This is a genomic window from Streptomyces sp. MA5143a, assembly GCF_900290235.1.
Taxonomy (GTDB): domain Bacteria; phylum Actinomycetota; class Actinomycetes; order Streptomycetales; family Streptomycetaceae; genus Streptomyces.
Genome location: NZ_OLMK01000025.1, coordinates 72,501 through 87,849 on the forward strand (window position 1 = coordinate 72,501; position 15,349 = coordinate 87,849).

Consider the following 15,349-nt stretch of genomic DNA (forward strand, 5'->3'; position numbering starts at 1 on the left):
GCCCGGTTCGGGTGATCCAGCTCCCACCCGACCGCCACGGCACCGCCCGGACGGCGAGGCCCCCTCCCTGAGGGCGCGGGCGTCTCCCCCACGCAGGACGAACCCCCGGGTCCGGGACCCGGGGGTTCGTCGCTGTGCGATGACCGTGCGGCCGTCGGTTACGGGGCGTCGATCAGGTGGTGCGGGGGCACCTGCACCGTGCGGGCGCCGGGCTTGCCGCCGAGGACCACCTTGCGGAGGGCGACGTTGTTCTTGGTGTCGCTCTCCTTGAGACGGTTCTCCGGGTTGGCGATGACCTTGATGTAGTACGTGCCGTTCGGCAGGTCGGTGATGTCGAACGACTGGCCGGGGCGCTCCTGGGTGTAGGTGTCGCCGGAGCCGACGTCGAGGACCTCACGCACGGAGATGGCCTCCTGCGAACCGCACGCGGTGGACAGGTCGGTGTTCTCCGGGTGCCAGTTGGCGCCCTTCACCGTGTAGTCGATGGCGTCGGTGTTGGCCAGGCAGAACGCCTCCTTGCCGGAGCGCACCTCCTTCGTCTGGTCCGCGCTGAGCAGGCGGTAGCTGGCGAAGTCGGTGAAGTGCCAGTGCATGTGGCCCTCACGCGGGTCCCACTCCATGGTGCCGGCGGGGGAGTAGCCGACCTGCTTGCCCTTGGCGTCGTAGAAGTACTGGTACGAGTCCATCAGGTCGGCGCCCGGCTTGCGGAAACCGTCCACGACGAGGGGCGCGGGGCCCGCGTTCCACACGTTGGCGCTGAAGGCGAGGTAGTCCTTGCCCGGTACGTCGCCGTCCTCGCCGTCGGTGATGGAGATGCCCCAGGCCGGCAGCGACCGCAGGTCGGGCTTGGGCACGTTGGCCGGGGCGCCGGTCTTGCCGGTGGGCCGCTTCGCGGCGGGCTGCAGCGCGGGCGCGATGCGCGAACCGTCGGTGTGGCCGGGGCCGTCGCCCAGGTGCTTGGCCAGGCCGCGGTCCTCCAGGGCGTGGGGGAGGGCGGGCGGCATCGGGACGTCCTCGCCGCGCGGGCCGAAGCCGTGCAGCGGCGGCTGGGTCGGGTCGACAGGGGCGGCGTCGTGACCAGCATGACCGCCGTGACCGCCGTGCCCGGCGGCGTGGTGGGCGGAGGACTTGGCGCTCGCACCGACGCCGCCCTCACCGCCCTCGTCGTACTGGAGCACCGTCACCTTGATGGAGGGCCGGTCGTCCGCCATGCCGAACAGCTCGCGGTACTTCTTCGCGACGCCGACCTCCGCGGTGTACTCACCCGCCGGGATGTCCACCGTGTCGTCGTAGCGGTACTGGGTGGTGTTGACCGCCCAGCCCTTCTCCACACCCCACACCGAGCCCAGCGTCCACGGGTTGCGCGAGCAGCTCTGCGGGTAGTGCGAGGTCGACGGGGCGTCCGGGCGGATACGGCCGGAGGCGTTGTTCGGGCAGAAGTCGCTGGCCGTCTTGAGCACCTGCTGACCCGCGGAGTTCTTGAGCGAGATCTCCAGGAAGCCGGGCAGCCCACCGTGGTCGGTGACCAGACCGGCGGGCAGGGTCCGCGTCGTGGTCTTCTTGCCGTTGCGGAAGATCTGCTGGGCGACGATGGGGTCCTTGTAGGACTTCCGCGTCACCTTGAACTCCAGGGGCGCGCCGTCGACCGTGACGTACGTCCCCAGCTCCAGGATGGTGCCGCCATCGTCCGGGTACCGGTAGGTCGTCACCGACTTCGAGGCGGCGATCAGCTTGAGCTTCGGGGTGCCGGCCTTGGCGGCGGGCGCCGCGCCCGCGCCGGGGGCGGCCCCCGCCACGGTGGCGACTACGGCGAGCGTGGCCAGGGCGGCGAGCCCGGGACGCCTCAGACGGCTGCGGTGTTCTTGACTGGTCATCGGTTCCTCGTCTGCGAGTGCCATGGTCAGTGGCATCGGACTGGACAACCCACGGACGACCGGCCGCCGATGGTGCTGACGCTCCCCCGAACGCCCCCGGCGCCCACCGGTCTGTGAGCACCCTGTGAGACAGGCGAAAGCCGTGCGGGGGTTGCCTGTTGAAGAGGAAATCGGGAAAAAGAGAGTCCGGCGACGCCCGACAACAACGCGGACGGTGACGTCCAAACACCGGGCCGTACACCGGTGCGAAGTCCCCGGAGAACCCACGCAGGAGCATCACACAGTGTGCACACAGCTCTGAGAATGCCTCGTTAGCGTTGCTGACCGCTCGATCCGCTCGATCCCACGTGCGAACGACGTGACCGGGCCGCGGCCCGGCGGGTCGACGGCATGCCGACACAGGAAGACCTCCATGGACTACTGCTCCTCATGTCGCCGACATCTCAACGGCGCCCTCGTCTGCCCCGGCTGCGGCGCCTACGCGCCGGACATAGCCCCCTCGACGCCCGGTACGACGACCGCCATGGCCGTCGCTCCGACGGTGCCGGCGGCGACCTGGGAGTACGCGGCGTCGGGCGCCGAGGAGACCTGGCACGACGGCGGACGGCCGGAGCCCGAGCCAGACCTGGAACCGGGGACGGGACCGTCGACGGAGCTGGTCCCTGCCGGTGTCGCGCACGCCGAGGGCGCCGAGGGCACCGAGGATGTGCGGGGCGTGCCGGTCGCGCCGCAGGGGCGGGCGGCACGGCGGCGGCAGATGGCCCGCTGGAAGAAGAACCAGCGCCGGGCCGTGGTCGCGACCGCGGTGGCGCTGGTCGGCGGCGGTCTGACCGTGATGGGCATGGACCGGCAGTCCACCGACCGGACGCAGGCGGCGACCGCGCCGGACGCCGAGGGCCTGAGCGCCGTCGAGGAACAGGGTTCGCAGAGCGGCCGCACTCCGGACACGCGCCCCGACGAGACCCGGCGCTCCCCGGACACCTCTCGGAGCCACGCGCGCGGCGGTTCCTCGTACGACGGGTCGGGCGCGCGGCAGCGGAACACCGGCGGCGACACGGGCGACTCACCGCGTACGGCCACGACGGCCCCCTCGGCTCAACGGGCGCAGACGGGCTCCTCGTCGCAGGGCGGGTCGAGCGCGAACGGCTCCACCGACACCCCGTCGGGCGGGGCGACCACGCCCCCGGCCACCGACGACTCCACGGGTTCGGGCGCGGACACGGGCACGGGCGCGGGCGCGGGCTCCGGATCGGGTTCGGGGAACGGCTCCGGTACGGAGACGGGGACCGGCTCGGACTCGGGTACGGGCTCGGGGTCCGGCTCCGGCTCGGACACCGGTTCGTCCGGCGGCTCGGGCTCCTCGGACTCGGACGCGACCTCACCGTCCGGCCTGTGCCTGCTCGGCGGAATCGTGTGCGTCAGCTGACAGCACCCGTACGACTCAGCAGACCGGTGGCCGGCCCTCGCACCGAGGGCCGGCCACCGGTCTGTGCGTCCGTCTCCCGCCGTCGGCGTCAGCGGTCGCCGGCGTCAGCGGTCGCCGGCCATCGGGCGTGGCCAGGAACGCCCGCTGACCCGTTCGACGTCGGTGTTGAACTGCCGTAGGTCGGCGATGAAGCGCTCGCGCCGCTCGGCGGGCCAGTCGGCGATGACCCCGCTGATGCCGTCGACGAACACCTCGCGCTGCTCGGCGAGGCGCGCCAGCCCCTCGTCGGTGATCCGGAACTTGCGGGCCACTCCCCCGTCGGGGTCGAGGGTCCGCTCCACCAGACCGTCGCGCAGCAGCGCCGAGGTCTGCCGGGTGAACGTGGACGGGGCGAAGCCGAAGGCGTCCACGAAGTCCGGGATGGACATGGGCCCCTGGGCCTCCAGCCTGCTGAGCAGGACATAGGCGCTGCGGTCCAGGGCACCGCCGCCGCGGACGCCGCGGGGCGTCGACGTCTCGCGGTTGCGCGTGAGGATCAGCAGCTCCCGCTCGATGCGCTCCCCCGCCTCACGGGCATCCACACCGGTCTCCTTCTGTCTGCCTGGCCTCCATGACCCCTCACCCTACGTCGAAATTGCGCCATGCATGACGAGTGCATGATGCACCATTGATGCATCATGCACAGCACGAGTAGCGTGCCTAGCGATCTCCACTCCGCCCCACCCGAGGAGACGTCGAGATGAGCTACGCGAACGAGCCGTACGAGGAGGTCGTACGGCTGCCGATGGTGAGCCCGGGGCCGCTGGAGCCGCCCGCCGCGTGGGAGCGGCTGCGGGAGCGGTGCCCGGTGGCGACGGTCGAGCTGCCGAGCGGTGACCGGGCGGCGTTCCTCAGCCGGTACGCCGATGTGCGGGCGATGCTGTCCGACCCCCGTTTCGCGCGGCCGGCCGCCGGGGACGACAGCGCGCGGCTCTCGGCCGACGGGGCCGGCGGTGTCGCGGCCGACGCCGACCCGGAGTACGAGCTGGCCGTCCCGGAGAACGGCGAGCCGCATCAGCGCTGGCGGCGCCAGGTGGGCCGGTACTTCACCGCGAAGCGGATGGCCGCGCTGCGCCCCGGGATGACCAGGATCGCCGAGTCGCTGCTGGACGAGATGGTGGAGCGGGGGCAGCCCGCCGACCTGAAGGCGGCGCTGGGGTTTCCGCTGCCCGTGTACGTCATCTGCGAACTGCTCGGCGCGCCGGCCGGGGAGCGGGACCGCTTCTCGCACTGGTCGGACGCGTTCCTGAACGTCAGCCGTTTCACGCAGGAGGAGACACGGGCGGCGTTCGGCGAGTTCGCCGCGTACATGCGTGACCTCGTCGCCGCCAAGCGGGCCGAGCCGGGCGAGGACCTGCTCAGCATGCTGATCGTGGAGGGCGCGGCGCTGCCGGAGGAGGAGCGGCTGACGGACGCCGAACTGCTCTCCACCGGCATGGGGTTGCTGGTCGCGGGTCACGAGACCACGGCCAACATGATCGGCAAGATGGTGGCCCTGCTGCTGTCGGACCGCGACCGCTGGGAGCGGCTGCTCCGGGACCCGTCGCTGATCCGTACGGCCGTGGAGGAGGTACTGCGCTTCGACGCGAACCTGGGCGGCTTCGGCATCCGGCGCTATCTGAGCGAGGATCTCGACCTCGACGGCACGGTGGTGCCGCGCGGCACCACCGTGTGCTGCGGGATGTCCTCCGCCAACCGCGACGAACGGGTCTTCGCCGACGCGGACGAGATGGACCTCGCCCGCAGCCCCAACCCGCACCTCACCTTCGGGGCGGGGCCGCGTTCCTGCCTGGGCCAGGCCCTCGCCCGCACCGAGCTCCAGGTGGTCCTGGAGGTCCTGCTGCGCAGGCTTCCCACCCTCGAACTGGCCGTGCCCACAGAGGAGTTGCGCAGGGAGGAGGGCCTGCTGGTGGGCGGTCTCCGCGAAGTACCGGTCCGCTGGTGAGCCCGTGCACCGCGGCAAGGAGGCGACACCCGTGAAGGTCCGCGTCGACACGACCAGGTGCTGCGGCGCCGGCCAGTGCGTCCTGCTCGCCCCCGAAGTCTTCGACCAGCGGGACGAGGACGGCATCGTCGTACTCCTCACCCCGGAACCGGCCCCGCCCCACCACCCGGCCGTCCGGGAGGCGGCGGCGGTCTGCCCGACCTCGGCGATCACGGTGGCCGAGGAGGGGAGCGGCACCTGAAGGGCTATGCCTTGGGCGCCCGATGAGGCCCCAGTTCCTCCAGTACGGCACCGAGTTGGGCTGCCGTAAGGGCCTCCCCCGGCAGGTCGGGGGCCGGGGCCGGCGGGGCGGCCGGGGGCCGGAGGCTGTCGAGGAACAGGGCCAGGGGGCGCTGCCAGGCGTCGGCACCGGTCACCGCCGTGAGCGCGGGGACGGCGCGGCCGAGGGCGGCGAGCCCGAAGAGGACGTCCTCGACGGTCACGTCGCCCCGCACGGCGCCCTCGGCCCGGCCGCGCGCCAGCAGCACCTCCATCGTCTCCCGGTTGTGGGCGTGCACCGCGTCCAGCGCCTCGACGCCCTCGACCCGCGTGGTCATGAGGTCGTTGGTGCCCCGGTCGGCGGCCAGCGTCGCGAACACCGCCCGCAGATAGGTGTGCAGCCCCTGCCAGGCGTCCCCGGCCGCCCGCGCCCGCTCACCGGCGTCCATGGTGCCGGTGAGCCGGTCCCGGAAGACGGCGTCCACGAGCGCGGCCCGGGTGGGGAAGTGCCGGTACAGCGTCGCGTTGCCCACCCCGGCCCGCCGCGCGATCACGTCCCACGGCGCGTCCAGCCCCCACTCGGCGAACACCTCACGGGCCGCCGCGACGAGCAGCTCCCGGTTCCGCCGGGCATCACGCCGCCGCCCCGGAGCCCCGTCCCCCACCCCGCCACCGCCCATCACACCCTCCGCACGACCCGACGCACCGACCGACCGGGGACCGCTCCCCGGCCCCGCCGCGCGCGATGCTACCGGCGCCGGGGCGACGGCCGGCCCCGTTCCCGGGGGACCGCGCGGCGGCCCGGCCCCTCTGGTCGGGCTCAGCCGACGGCGGCCCGTTCGCCGCCCGGGGCCCGGCGCGCGACCGGGCGGTCGAGGTGGACGACGACGCTGCCGTAGAAACGGTGCACGGCGTCGTCGACGCTGCGAATGAATCCGGACTCGGCGTTGCGCCCGGAGCGATCGCCGTCCGGATGGGCAGACCGCCACCCCGGTGGAATGTCTGCTTCCGGTCCGGGAGAAGCTTGGGGAAGTGTCGTACATCCCTCACAACTCCCAAGGAGACGACCGGACATGACGCAGCGTTGGGCACGGAGAGCGGTGTTGGGCGGGCTGGCCGGAGGGCTGGTCGGGGCCGGGGGCGGGAGCGCCTGGGCCGCCGGTGGACGGGAGGTCGGGGGTCGGGCGGCCGGTGGGCCGGGGGCCCGTGAAGGGCGGTCCCGTGCGGCTGGTCGGGGGGCGGGCGCCGGCCGGGAGGTCCAGGTGTCGGTCGCCGTCGGGCGGGGCGGCGGGCCCGTGGGCTCCGACCGCGTGCGGGTGCTCCAGGTCGGGCCCCGGGGCGCGGGCACGGTGGTCGTGCTGGTGCCCGGGATGTTCGGCGCGGCCAACGACTTCCGGCTGATGGCGCGGGACCTCGTCGCGGCCGTCCCCGGCGTGCAGGTGTGGGCGCCGGACCGGCGGGAGGAGAACCTCGCCGACCGCTCCGGGTTCACCGACGGCGCCGACCCCCTCGCGTACTACCTGGACGGCCACTACCGCACGCAGGACCCGGCGGCGTCCGGGTTCGCCGCCGGCTGGGGCCTCGGGCTCGCCCTCGACGACCTGCGCGCCGTGGTGCTCGCCGCGCGGGACGGCGGGCGGCGGCGCGTCGTCCTCGGCGGGCACTCCTGGGGCGCGACCACCGCCCTGGCGTACGCGGCCTGGGACTTCGGCGGATGCCCCGGATACCGGGACCTCGCCGGGCTCGCCGTCCTCGACGGCGGGGTGCTCGGGGCCTTCAAGGGGGCCGGGGCGCCCGTGCAGGACTCTCCCGAGCAGATACGGCAGCGGCTCGCCGCGATCGAGGGCGGGCGCGTCTTCGACCTGACGCTGAGCGGGGTCGGGCTCGGCCGCCGGGCGGAGAGCACCCAGATCTGGTACCAGCTCGCCGGGTGGTACGCCCACCACGACCCCGAGGGCCGTTCCGTCCTCCAGGACCGGATGCCCGACGCGCTCCGGCCGCCGCACCCGGTCACGAACGCGGCGCTGCTCGGCGCCCTCGTCGACGCCCGCTTCGGGTGGCCCAACGACATCAGCGTCCACTCCGGGCGGATCGCCGACCCGGCCGGCGCTGACGGCGTGCGCGGCTGGGTCGACGAGGGGATCACCCCGATCGCGCGGGTGGCGGAGGCGTACGCGGGGCCGGAGCCTGCGGTCTGGGAGTGGTACTGGCCGGCCCGGCTGTCGGTGGACCTCGACGTGAGCGACGCGTACGCCGACACCGACCTCGCCCGCTCCCTCGGCCTGCGGCTGCGGCACGCCGCCGGGCTCGACGTCCCGCTGTACACCTTCCAGACCAGCGCCTACAAGGGCACCGTCCTCGACGCGGCCCGCCGGGTCGCCGCCGAGTCCCGCGTCCCGTACACCGTCCACGAGACGGACGAGGGCATGAACCACCTCGACCCGCTGTTCGCCGCGACCGCGCACAACACGGCGACCCGCACCCTCGCGGAGTTCCTGCGCGGGCTGCGGTGAGCGACGGGGCCGCCCGGCGGGCAGCGGTGCCTCAGCTGTAGACGATCGGGCAGCCGCGGCGGAGCGAGTGCTGGGCGGCGCGCAGATACAGCGCCACGTAGAAGGCCGCGTCGAGGTCCTGGCTCCACGGCCCCGGCCGTGACGCGGCCAGCTCGCTCGCAGATCCGTCCATGAACCACATGGTCAGGTCGAGGTTGTCGCACATGGCCGGGGTCTCGGCCGGCAGGTCGACGGCCTCGGCCAGTCGCTCGGCGAGCGCGAGCATCTGCGGGGCGCCGGCGACGAGGGTCTCGTCCGTGTGCCCGGAGCCGACCGGCAGCAGGATCGGCTCGTCCAGCGAGAACGGCACCAGCACCGACCAGCCACAGAGGACCGCCACCTCCTCGGCCGAGAGGTGTGCCTCGCACAGGGCGACGAACCCGTCCATGGAGGGGATCAGCTTCTCCTCGAAGCGCCGGCCCGAGCCGCGGACGAACTCCGCCTCCTCCTCCGGCACCGAGTCATAGGGCGGCAGCCTCCGCCGACCCAGCTCCTCGTTCAGCGCGGAGGCCACGTGGGCCCACCCGTCCTCCACCTCCTCCTCGTCCCCGCACCCCTCGCACCAGTCCTCCGCGCCGACACTCACCAGATATACGCCCATGAGCGGAACGTACAGCGCGCCACTGACACTCCGGTCCGCCCACTCCGGCCGCCGGCGGCCTCCTGAGAGGATGCGCGGACGACCACTGGAGAAGCGAAGGGGGAACGAGCATGACCGTGCTCATACTGTCCGGGGTCCTCGTACTCGTCATCGGCGGCTGCGTCTGTGTCTTCTGGGCCGCACGGGGCGGCCCCCGCTGGGTCCGCGCCGTCGCCACCGGAACGCTCGCCGTGGGCGAACTCCTCCGCGTCGTCGACCCCCTGCGCTCCTCGAACAGCAAGAGAGGCGACACGCTGCGGGACTGAGACCCCGCGTCTGCCACACGAAGGAGCGGACGGCCGCGGGGAGAGGTCCCGCGGCCGTCCGCCTGTACGAATGCCGCGCCTGGCGAGCCCGGCACCGCGTGGTGGGATCAGCGGGTCTGGTAGTCGACCAGCGTCACGAAGTACCGCTGGACCGCACCGCACGCCACGCTCGACTTCTTGTCGATGCCGACCCACGGGCCGTACGCGAAGTGGCTCCTGCCCGTGACGCCGTCCTCACAGGTGACCTTGACCCGCACCTGGCCGGTGCCCCGGTGGCAGATCGCGAACCCCGTGTTCTCGGTCGGCTTGCCCACCTGGCACCCGTCCGGCGTGGCGCTGGCGGCGGTCGCACCGGCGATCGGCGCGGCCACGGCGATACCGGCCAGCACCAGCGGTGTCATGGCGAGAGACGTCAACTTCCTGATGTTCATGATGTGTTCCCCGTATCTCTGGCGCCTGCGAGGCAGGCAGCCCGGACCACCGGAAGCGGGTCCGGGCGTTGGTCACCGGGAAGCCAAACAAGATTCCTTCGACATGTCCACGACTTTTGACAAGCCTTGGCCTTGTCCAGACCTCGCGGCCTCCGTCCGGCAGGTCATCCGCCGAAGGTGACCACGAGCCGGCCGTCCGAGGCGAAGGACCACTTCATGGCGCCGGAGTACGACGCGCAACGGGAGCCGTTGGCGCCGGACCAGAACTGGTTGGTGCTGTCGGAGTTGCCGATGACGCGGTCGTTGGTCCCGCTGGAGCCCCGGCACGAGGTGTTGTCGCGGAAGACCGACGTACCGCCGTCGAAGTTGAAGTTGCGCTCGGTGTTGTCGACGCTCAGGTTGCCCGAGACGGTCATGGTGCCCGGGTTGCTGTTCCACGTGAAACCGTGCTTGCCGTTGTCGTAGGCGATGCTGCGCCGCACGACGTGGTTGACGGCGATGTCGTCGCCCCCGAGCTTGTAGCCGTTGCGGTCGCCGTTGCCGGCCTGGGAGCCGTCGCTGAGCGTGCCGTTCTCGAAGGCGAGGGAGTCCTCGATGGTCACCGGGCCGATGGGGCCCGTGTCCGTCTTGGTGTAGAGGTCCCAGCCGTCGTCGATGTTGTTGTGGGCGACGGCGTACCGGAAGACGTTTCCGGGCCCGGTGGTGAGCTTCGCCGCGAAGCCGTCGGCGTCCTCGCCGTCGGAGTCGGCGTTGTCGTGCGACTCCGCGCTCAGGATCAGGTTGTCGGACGGCCAGTCGGCGGCCGGGGTGGTGGAGGAGGCCCGGCCCAACTGGAGCCCGGTGTCGCGGTTGTGGCGGGTCACCGTGCGCTCGATGACGTTGTGGCTGCCGCCGACGTAGATGCCGTTGTCACCGGCCCGTTCGACGACGATGCCCTTGACGTGCCAGTACGACCCGTTCAGTTGGAGCCCCCGGTTGGCGGAACTCTCCGTCTGCGCCGCGAAGTCGAGGACCGGGGTCTCGCCGGGGTAGGCGGCCAGGGTCGTCCGGGCGGCGGCGGTGCCGTTCTGGCCGACCGGGACGGTGACGGTCGAGGAGTGGTGGTACGTCCCGCCGCGCAGATAGATCGTGCCGCCGGCGCTGATCCGGCTGATCGCGGAGGTGAGCGTGGTGGGGGCGGACTGGGTTCCGGCCGCACCGTCGGTGCCGTTCGGGGCGACGTAGAGCGCGGAGGCCGACGGGGGTGTGCCGGTGCCGTCGGGCACGGTCGCGTCGAGGCGGTCGACGTTGGGCAGTCCGGCCGCGGTGGTGGGGGTGAGCCGGACGGTGTTGCCACCCGCCACCACCGGCACGGACAGGGTCTTCGTGGTCCAGCCCGACCAGGTGCCCGTGCCCTCGAAGGACACGGTCGCCACGGTCGAGCCGTTCACGACGACGTTCGCGGTGCGGGCGGCGGTGGTGCCGTTGGCGAACCGCACCCCGAGTGTCGCGGTGCCCGCGGCGCCGGACACCACCGTGAACTGGACGTAGCCGCTGGTCGAGTTGGTGCCGTTGCAGAATCCGCTGCCCGAGTAGCCGGTCCAGTCGGAGTCGATCGTGCCGACGCACACCGCCGGCGAGCTCTCCGCCTCGTACCGGGCGGTCGCCGCCTGCGCGGTGGTCGCGCCGGCCAGCGCGACGAGTGTGCCGGACAACAGGCCTGCGCATGCCATGACGGTTCTCAGACGCATGGTGGGTCTCCATCTCCAGGACGGTCGGTTCGTCTACCAGAGGTGCGGGAATGGAAAGCGCTTTCTCGGCAAGGTAGGGAGATGGCCTGAACGCGTCAAGGGAAGGGGACGCCCGTTCTGTTCACATGGAGGAACGGGAGCTTCTAGAGAAAGGGAAAAACCGGCACCACTGTTCATGTTTATGAACAGTCATTGCATGGACAGACGCCTTACCCGATGAGGAGTCCATGACGGGCATCGCCTCACCCGTGGTGTCGGGCCGCCAGGACAAGATGTTCGCCCCAGTGCGCGGGGCCCCTCAGTCCGTGAAGCAGCCGAACTCCTCGTCATCCCGGGCGTCGTAGGCCGTCCGCGACTCGGCGTCCGACTCGCCGAACACGACCTGGCCGGGAACGAGTTGTTCGAGGCGGAAGGTGAGGAAGCCGGAGACCTGGTCGTCCGAGGCCATGTTGGCGCGCAGGGCGTACGTGGTGCCGGGGTCCAGGGTGGCGGTGAGGGGCCGTTCGGTCGTGAAGCCGTCCGGGGCGGTGCCCAGTCGGATCCGCTGCGAGAGGGTCTTCCCGTCCGTCGCCCTGATGTGCCACAGCGTCCGGCCGGGGTCGTCGACGGTGCTGGAGTCGTCCCACTCGTAGAGCGCGGCCTCGGTGATCCCGTCGCCCTTCGCGGCCGGGCAGTCCCGCCAGGCGAGCGTGGGCTTCGCCGCGGTGCCCGTGACGAAGAGGGGATCGTACTCGGCGCCGCAGGCCGTCAGGAGAGGGGCGAGCGCCACAACTGCCGCCACACGCCAGGCTGTTCCCCGTTTCATGGCGCGGAGTCTATGAGGGGACACGGGCGCCGTCGGCCCCACGGGACGTATCGAAGCGGTACCGGACGGATCACACGCCGCCCCCCGGATAGGGTCACCGGTCATGACTGAGGACTGGCGGCGTGATCGGATCGGCAGCGCCCTTCGCGGCGAGAACCCCACCGTGCTGCGGAGGCTGGACGCCGGGTTCGCGGTGATCGGTGACGTGCAGTTCCTGCCCGGGTACGCCGTCCTGCTCGTCGACGACCCCGCCGTGACCCGGCTCTCGGAGCTGCCGAGGGCGCGACGGCTCGCGTTCCTGTCGGACATGGAGCGGCTCGGCGAGGCCGTCGAGCGGGTCTGCGGGCGGCTCGACCCCGCGTTCCGGCGGGTCAACCTGGAGATCCTCGGCAACACCGACCCGTTTCTGCACGCGCACGTGTGGCCGCGGTACGCGTGGGAGCCGGCCGAGTCGGTGGGGCGCCCGGTGTGGCTCTACCCGCCGGAGCACTGGGCCGACCCGAGCCACGCCCTCGGGCCCCGCCACGACGCCCTGCGGACGGGCATCGGGGAGGAACTGGACCGCCTCACGGGCGCGGCGGCGTGACCTCGGTGGGCAGTGCCTCCCGCATCGCCCTCGCCGTGGCCGCCGGGTCGTAGCCCGCGGGGACGCCCTCGACCATGATGATGTCGCCCTCGATGTGCCGGGAGCGCAGCGGGGCGATCTCCTGGTAGGCCGGTGAGTCCCACCAGGCCCGGGCCTCCGCGATGCCGGGGAAGCCGATCATCACGACGTGCCCCGGCCAGGTGCCCTCCTTCACCTCGTGCGGCGTGACATGGACGAGGAAGCGTCCGCCGTACGGCTCGAAGGTGCCGGGGATCCGCTCGATGTACTCGGCGATGTCCGGGTGCGGGGCGGCGTCACGCAGATGGGCGATGACATAGGCGGGCATGGCGTCGTGGGTCCTTCCGGTCGGTGGAGCTGGGTGGAGGGGCCCGGCAGTCCGGTACCCCGGAGGTCCGGCGATCCGGTTGTCCGGCCGCTGCCCCCCCCCGTACGGACGAGCCTGCCAACCGGCCCCGGAGACGTCGATTACCCGCCGGGTAATGCCCCGGCCCCTGGGCGGAGGCCCCGGCCACGCCCCCGCCCTCCTCCCCCCTACAGCATCCCCACCGGCAGAGCCGCCCCCGCCGCCGCGAGGTGTCGCAGCGCCGCCGCGATCGAGTGGCAGTCGAAGAGCGCCGAGTGCTCCGCGCCGTCGGAGGCCGGGCGCGGCAGGCCCAGCGCCTCCCACAGGCGGCCCGAGTTGATGCCCGCCGTCGCCGGGGCGACCGTGTTGAGCCACGGGCGGATGTTCAGGAAGCCGGGGGTGAGGGGCGTGTGCTCGATGTGCTCGCCCCGGGAGCGGGCCCAGCCGATGTTCTCGCCGAGGACCAGCATGTCGTTGCCGTACGAGAGGACGGACCGGCCCCGGCAGAAGGCCAGGAAGTCGCTGAGGGCCTCCGCCGGGGGCACGCCGTCCCGGTCCACCGACTCCTGCTCGATGCCGGTGAGTTCGGTGAAGAAGGGGGACAGCTCGGGGTTCGCCACGGGGCGGACCAGCGTCTCGTACTCCTCCACCACCGCGTACCGCTCGTCCAGCCGCAGCGCCCCGATCTGCACGATCTCGCGGAGCTGGCCGGGTGCCGACCAGTCCTCCGCGGCGGCCCCCGGCCAGGTCGTGAACTCCAGGTCGAAGATGACGAAGGTGGGCAAGGCTGCACTCTCCCGGTGAGGCGTGAGCGGATCAGCCTACCCACCCGGAAGGCGTCAGTTCGGGACGGGAGCGGCCGGGCTCACCACCTGGCCCCCGGTGGCGAGGTCCACACCGACCAGCCCGTCGGGAAGCACCCGCTTGCCGGCCGACGACCCCGATTCGCCCGACGCCCCCGACGACTTCGACGGCTTCGACGGCTTCGACTCCGTCCCGGCGTCCGTCCCCGGCGCGTCGCACAGCGCCGTCGCGAGATGGACGTTGAGCGCCTCGTCGATCGGGCTGGGCTCCAGTTCCGTGCCCTCCTCGTTCAGGCGCTGGTACTTCATCAGGGTGAAGCCCAGGCTGAGCTGGCGTTGGCCGTCCGCGCGGGTGAGGCTGACGGTGCCGGCGCCGAAGACCCCGCCGTCGTGGCCCCAGAAGCGGCCGCAGCCGGGGATCTCCAGGGTGTAGATGCCGAGGCCGTAGTCGATGGCGACGCCGGGGCCGACGTTCACCGGGACCGTGCGCTGCATCTCCGCCAGGGAGGCCCGGCTGATCAGCTTCCCGGTGAGCAGCTTGGCGTAGAAGCGGTTGAGGTCGTCCATCGTGGAGGTGAGGGCACCGGCGGTGTAGGCCCAGGACATGTCGTAGACGCTGTAGTCGCGCGGCGGGTCGATGAGGCCGTAGAACGACTCGTACATCTTCGCGTGCGGGCCCTTGATGTACGCGGTGCGCGGGAACGCGGTGTGGTGCAGCCCGGCGCGGTCGATGACGTTGCGGGTGAGGTAGGTGGCCGCCTTCTGGCCGGTGACCTTCTCCAGGATGAGGCCGGCGACGACGTAGTTGGTGTTGGAGTACGAGCCGGGCTGCGCGCCGGGGCTGCCGGTGGCGGGGGCGGCGAGGCCCAGGCGTACGAGCTCCTGGGGCCGTATCGTGCGGAAGCGGTGCTCGTCGAGGCTGGCGGTGGAGTTCTGGGCGAGGGAGGGGAAGGCACCGAGGACGTAGTCGCCGAGGTGGCTGGTGTGGTTGAGCAGCATCCGGACGGTGATCGCGTCGCCGCGCTGCCGGTCGGCGCCGCGGAAGAGGTCCGGCACGTACCGGGTCACCGGGGCGTCGAGCTTGATCCGCCCCTTCTCCACCTGCTGGAGGATCGCCACCGAGGTGAACGTCTTGCTGATGCTGCCGATGCGGTGCCGCATGTTCGGGGTGACCTTGCGGCCGGTGTCCACGTCGGCGAGTCCGGAGGCGCCCTTCCAGCGGTCGCGGCCCTCGCGGACGGCGGAGTACGCGCCGTACATGCCCGCCTCGTGGAAGGCGTCGAGCGTGCCGCGCAGGGCGGTGCGGTCCAGGGCGTCGCGGGCGGCGGACCGGGTGGGGGCCACGGTGGAGCCCGCGGTGGTGCCCGCGGCTGACGCCGTGGGCACGGCGGTGAACAGCAGCAGGGTGGTACCCACGGCTGTGCCCACAAGTCGCTTGATACGCATGGCTGTTCCTCCCGGATCCGGCTCTCGATGTCCTGAGTCTCGCCGGGACCGGTGAGGGTTACATCCTTCCGCTGGACGATCGCCTTCACAGCGGTGCCATGACATCTGTCATGACGGGCCGTCAGCCCGCTGCCCAGGGCACCGCGAACGGAAGTGACCGCCGGTGTCAGGAACCGTACCGGGA

General features: G+C 72.3%; 16 protein-coding genes. 6 read left to right on the forward strand and 10 right to left on the reverse strand.

All coding sequences use genetic code 11. The annotated features are described in order from the left end of the window. Window positions 1-158: 158 nt before the first annotated feature. Window positions 159-1,874, reverse strand: a complete 1,716-nt coding sequence (locus tag SMA5143A_RS11610) for a lysyl oxidase family protein (protein ID WP_258193476.1) — start codon at window positions 1,872-1,874, stop codon at window positions 159-161. A gap of 412 nt (window positions 1,875-2,286) precedes the next feature. Between SMA5143A_RS11610 and SMA5143A_RS11615 the strand changes: the two genes are divergently transcribed. Further along, window positions 2,287-3,300 carry an SCO2400 family protein gene (locus tag SMA5143A_RS11615; protein ID WP_107462875.1) on the forward strand — a complete coding sequence of 338 codons (1,014 nt, stop codon included), beginning with the start codon at window positions 2,287-2,289 and terminating at the stop codon, window positions 3,298-3,300. Between the two features lie 104 nt (window positions 3,301-3,404). Here SMA5143A_RS11615 and SMA5143A_RS11620 read toward each other — a convergent pair whose 3' ends face one another. Then, window positions 3,405-3,881 carry a MarR family winged helix-turn-helix transcriptional regulator gene (locus SMA5143A_RS11620; RefSeq protein WP_055542939.1) on the reverse strand — a complete coding sequence of 159 codons (477 nt, stop codon included), beginning with the start codon at window positions 3,879-3,881 and terminating at the stop codon, window positions 3,405-3,407. Window positions 3,882-4,039: 158 nt separating this feature from the next. Here SMA5143A_RS11620 and SMA5143A_RS11625 point away from each other — a divergent pair, with 158 nt between their 5' ends. Both SMA5143A_RS11625 and SMA5143A_RS11630 read left to right on the forward strand, forming a co-directional pair. Next, on the forward strand, window positions 4,040-5,284 hold the full coding sequence (locus tag SMA5143A_RS11625) for a cytochrome P450 (RefSeq protein WP_107462876.1): 1,245 nt from the start codon (window positions 4,040-4,042) through the stop codon (window positions 5,282-5,284). Between the two features lie 31 nt (window positions 5,285-5,315). Then, on the forward strand, window positions 5,316-5,525 hold the full coding sequence (locus SMA5143A_RS11630) for a ferredoxin (RefSeq protein ID WP_107462877.1): 210 nt from the start codon (window positions 5,316-5,318) through the stop codon (window positions 5,523-5,525). Between the two features lie 4 nt (window positions 5,526-5,529). Here SMA5143A_RS11630 and SMA5143A_RS11635 read toward each other — a convergent pair whose 3' ends face one another. Beyond that, on the reverse strand, window positions 5,530-6,222 hold the full coding sequence (locus tag SMA5143A_RS11635) for a TetR/AcrR family transcriptional regulator (RefSeq protein WP_107462878.1): 693 nt from the start codon (window positions 6,220-6,222) through the stop codon (window positions 5,530-5,532). Window positions 6,223-6,804: 582 nt separating this feature from the next. Here SMA5143A_RS11635 and SMA5143A_RS11645 point away from each other — a divergent pair. After that, the gene (locus SMA5143A_RS11645; RefSeq protein ID WP_258193477.1) at window positions 6,805-8,055 is read left to right on the forward strand and encodes an alpha/beta hydrolase; all 1,251 of its coding nucleotides are present in this window, start codon (window positions 6,805-6,807) and stop codon (window positions 8,053-8,055) included. Between the two features lie 31 nt (window positions 8,056-8,086). Here SMA5143A_RS11645 and SMA5143A_RS11650 read toward each other — a convergent pair whose 3' ends face one another. After that, on the reverse strand, window positions 8,087-8,695 hold the full coding sequence (locus SMA5143A_RS11650) for a hypothetical protein (protein WP_107462881.1): 609 nt from the start codon (window positions 8,693-8,695) through the stop codon (window positions 8,087-8,089). A gap of 110 nt (window positions 8,696-8,805) precedes the next feature. On the opposite strand from SMA5143A_RS11650, the gene SMA5143A_RS11655 reads away from it, so the two are divergent. Next, entirely contained in the window at window positions 8,806-9,000 is a 195-nt protein-coding gene (locus SMA5143A_RS11655; RefSeq protein ID WP_107462882.1) for a hypothetical protein, read from the forward strand. Window positions 9,001-9,107: 107 nt separating this feature from the next. On the opposite strand, the gene SMA5143A_RS11660 is transcribed toward SMA5143A_RS11655, so the two are convergent. From SMA5143A_RS11660 to SMA5143A_RS11670, 3 genes are all read right to left on the reverse strand, one after another. Further along, window positions 9,108-9,431, reverse strand: a complete 324-nt coding sequence (locus SMA5143A_RS11660) for a hypothetical protein (RefSeq protein ID WP_107462883.1) — start codon at window positions 9,429-9,431, stop codon at window positions 9,108-9,110. Window positions 9,432-9,595: 164 nt separating this feature from the next. Continuing rightward, complete coding sequence (locus tag SMA5143A_RS11665; protein WP_107462884.1) at window positions 9,596-11,161, reverse strand: carbohydrate-binding protein; 1,566 nt, start codon at window positions 11,159-11,161, stop codon at window positions 9,596-9,598. Window positions 11,162-11,459: 298 nt separating this feature from the next. Further along, window positions 11,460-11,966 carry a hypothetical protein gene (locus tag SMA5143A_RS11670; RefSeq protein WP_146193895.1) on the reverse strand — a complete coding sequence of 169 codons (507 nt, stop codon included), beginning with the start codon at window positions 11,964-11,966 and terminating at the stop codon, window positions 11,460-11,462. Window positions 11,967-12,069: 103 nt separating this feature from the next. Here SMA5143A_RS11670 and SMA5143A_RS11675 point away from each other — a divergent pair, with 103 nt between their 5' ends. Continuing rightward, a complete protein-coding gene (locus SMA5143A_RS11675) occupies window positions 12,070-12,552 on the forward strand; it encodes an HIT family protein (protein WP_107462886.1) in 483 nt (160 codons plus the stop codon). Here the strand turns inward: SMA5143A_RS11675 and SMA5143A_RS11680 are convergent. The 3 genes from SMA5143A_RS11680 to SMA5143A_RS11690 all read right to left on the reverse strand — a co-directional run bounded on the left by SMA5143A_RS11680 (window position 12,533) and on the right by SMA5143A_RS11690 (window position 15,165). Further along, entirely contained in the window at window positions 12,533-12,898 is a 366-nt protein-coding gene (locus tag SMA5143A_RS11680; RefSeq protein ID WP_107462887.1) for a DUF1330 domain-containing protein, read from the reverse strand. The two genes, SMA5143A_RS11675 and SMA5143A_RS11680, sit on opposite strands and share 20 nt — an antisense overlap. Before the next feature lie 206 nt (window positions 12,899-13,104). Further along, entirely contained in the window at window positions 13,105-13,701 is a 597-nt protein-coding gene (locus tag SMA5143A_RS11685; RefSeq protein WP_107462888.1) for a 3'-5' exonuclease, read from the reverse strand. Between the two features lie 54 nt (window positions 13,702-13,755). Next, window positions 13,756-15,165, reverse strand: a complete 1,410-nt coding sequence (locus SMA5143A_RS11690) for a serine hydrolase domain-containing protein (protein ID WP_107462889.1) — start codon at window positions 15,163-15,165, stop codon at window positions 13,756-13,758. Between the last annotated feature and the right edge of the window lie 184 nt (window positions 15,166-15,349).

What these genes read in the sequence shown, in the direction of transcription:
- SMA5143A_RS11690 (WP_107462889.1), bottom strand. Translation starts at nt 15,165, where the DNA reads ATGCGTATCAAGCGACTTGTGGGCACAGCCGTGGGTACCACCCTGCTG.
- SMA5143A_RS11665 (WP_107462884.1), bottom strand. Translation starts at nt 11,161, where the DNA reads ATGCGTCTGAGAACCGTCATGGCATGCGCAGGCCTGTTGTCCGGCACA.
- SMA5143A_RS11625 (WP_107462876.1), top strand. Translation starts at nt 4,040, where the DNA reads ATGAGCTACGCGAACGAGCCGTACGAGGAGGTCGTACGGCTGCCGATG.
- SMA5143A_RS11670 (WP_146193895.1), bottom strand. Translation starts at nt 11,966, where the DNA reads ATGAAACGGGGAACAGCCTGGCGTGTGGCGGCAGTTGTGGCGCTCGCC.
- SMA5143A_RS11615 (WP_107462875.1), top strand. Translation starts at nt 2,287, where the DNA reads ATGGACTACTGCTCCTCATGTCGCCGACATCTCAACGGCGCCCTCGTC.
- SMA5143A_RS11680 (WP_107462887.1), bottom strand. Translation starts at nt 12,898, where the DNA reads ATGCCCGCCTATGTCATCGCCCATCTGCGTGACGCCGCCCCGCACCCG.
- SMA5143A_RS11655 (WP_107462882.1), top strand. Translation starts at nt 8,806, where the DNA reads ATGACCGTGCTCATACTGTCCGGGGTCCTCGTACTCGTCATCGGCGGC.
- SMA5143A_RS11635 (WP_107462878.1), bottom strand. Translation starts at nt 6,222, where the DNA reads ATGGGCGGTGGCGGGGTGGGGGACGGGGCTCCGGGGCGGCGGCGTGAT.
- SMA5143A_RS11610 (WP_258193476.1), bottom strand. Translation starts at nt 1,874, where the DNA reads ATGACCAGTCAAGAACACCGCAGCCGTCTGAGGCGTCCCGGGCTCGCC.
- SMA5143A_RS11660 (WP_107462883.1), bottom strand. Translation starts at nt 9,431, where the DNA reads ATGAACATCAGGAAGTTGACGTCTCTCGCCATGACACCGCTGGTGCTG.
- SMA5143A_RS11650 (WP_107462881.1), bottom strand. Translation starts at nt 8,695, where the DNA reads ATGGGCGTATATCTGGTGAGTGTCGGCGCGGAGGACTGGTGCGAGGGG.
- SMA5143A_RS11675 (WP_107462886.1), top strand. Translation starts at nt 12,070, where the DNA reads ATGACTGAGGACTGGCGGCGTGATCGGATCGGCAGCGCCCTTCGCGGC.